Raw genomic sequence first — 1,510 nt, forward strand, 5'->3', positions numbered from 1 at the left:
TATCCTTGCTCTTCGCTGTGCTTATCTCAACGGTCAACTTTCAATTTGATGTATTTGCCAAAGTGAGATGCACCCGTCAATGCCTACTAAAAACTTCCTCATTTCTGAAACAAAAGAAACTCTGCAACAAGCATTAAAAGACCATGAGCATCCAGATATTCGACAAAGAGCGTTAATATTTTTATTACTAAATAACGGAAATACACAAGCTCAAACTGCTGAAATAATTGGATGTTCTCTCAGAAAAGTTGCCTATTGGAGCGTTAATGGTGACCCTCAAAAATTAGACAGTTTTAAAGATAACAGGATGAAGGGTAATTACCGAAAAGCTACAGAGAAATACATTAATTTACTTTTAGAAACAGTTGAAGTAGACCCTAAAAAATATGGTTATGAGTTCGGAAGATGGACAACAGCGAGACTTGCAATATATCTAGAAGAGCAGACGGGAATTGAGCTGAGTAGTACCCAAGTAAGGAGAATTTTAAAATCAAAAAAGTATGTTTACCTTTGGGCTAAATACAGCTTGAAGGATAAGCAAGATGCCGTAAAGAGGGGTTTATTCAAAGATAAACTAGCTAAGTATATAAAAATAGAAAAAGAATCTTCAGACCTTTTACAGGTATGGTTTTGGGATGAGAGTGGATTTAGTTTAAGAGTTATTAGAAGGAAAAACTGGTGTAAAAAGGGAGCTCGAAGTAGCCAAAGAGGAGATCGACGAAAAGGTCGTATTAATGTTATGGGTGGAGTGAGATATTTAGACAAAAAAAGATGGGTAGATTTTATTCCATCTGGTAATTCTGCTAATTTTTATGCGGTGCTGAAAAATTTTTATGAAGACTTAAAAGCAGAGTGGATATTGCAAGGAAATTTAGCGGAAGACTTTAAAAATAAAGGCTGTAAGTTTGTGATAATTTTGGACAACGCTAGTTTTCATAAGAAAGCAGAGACTTTGCAGAAAATAGCGTCAGAGATGCCGAATCTAATCATAGAGTTTTTGCCAAAGTATAGCCCTGACTATAACTTAATTGAATTAGTATGGCATTCCGCCAAGGAATATGTTGCCCATAGATTATTTGAATCCATTGAAAAACTAGAAGCACTGTTACATAAACTGTTAAATGAAGGAGGACTAATTATGAAATGGAACCGAAAAATAAAAAATAAAGGTAACTTGGTTAATGCAGTTTAGATGTCGAACAGCTTATTATAACTTTTTCCAACATTGTAGGTGAAAACTCGATTGCCACACATTCAACATCCGGGCGATCGCACTTTAGCAAGCCCAACAAACGCCAGTCTCCCGGACCCACATCTAGAATTCGCTTGACAGTTTTCGGCTTCCCGGCTCTTCCGTAGTTATTGTGCTAAAATCTTAATAAATAGTTCATTAATAATTTTTGCAGGAATAAAATATAAAAAAGTTAATGACAAACATACTAAATTTACCTGGCGTGATAGTAGAAGATTATAGTGCGATTCGTTGAAACGTGAATCACGGTGAAAGCCC

At 35.6% G+C, this 1,510-nt stretch carries 1 protein-coding gene; it reads left to right on the plus strand.

Annotated elements, in window-relative coordinates; genetic code table 11:
• Positions 1–79 precede the first annotated feature (79 nt).
• On the plus strand, positions 80–1,192 hold the full coding sequence (locus QUA40_RS28695) for an IS630 family transposase (RefSeq protein ID WP_333132100.1): 1,113 nt from the start codon (positions 80–82) through the stop codon (positions 1,190–1,192).
• Positions 1,193–1,510 lie beyond the last annotated feature (318 nt).

Source organism: Microcoleus sp. Pol11C3, from assembly GCF_036701485.1.
Lineage (GTDB): Bacteria > Cyanobacteriota > Cyanobacteriia > Cyanobacteriales > Microcoleaceae > Microcoleus.

Coding starts and splice junctions, on each gene's coding strand:
- QUA40_RS28695 (WP_333132100.1), top strand. CDS start 80: ATGCCTACTAAAAACTTCCTCATTTCTGAAACAAAAGAAACTCTGCAA.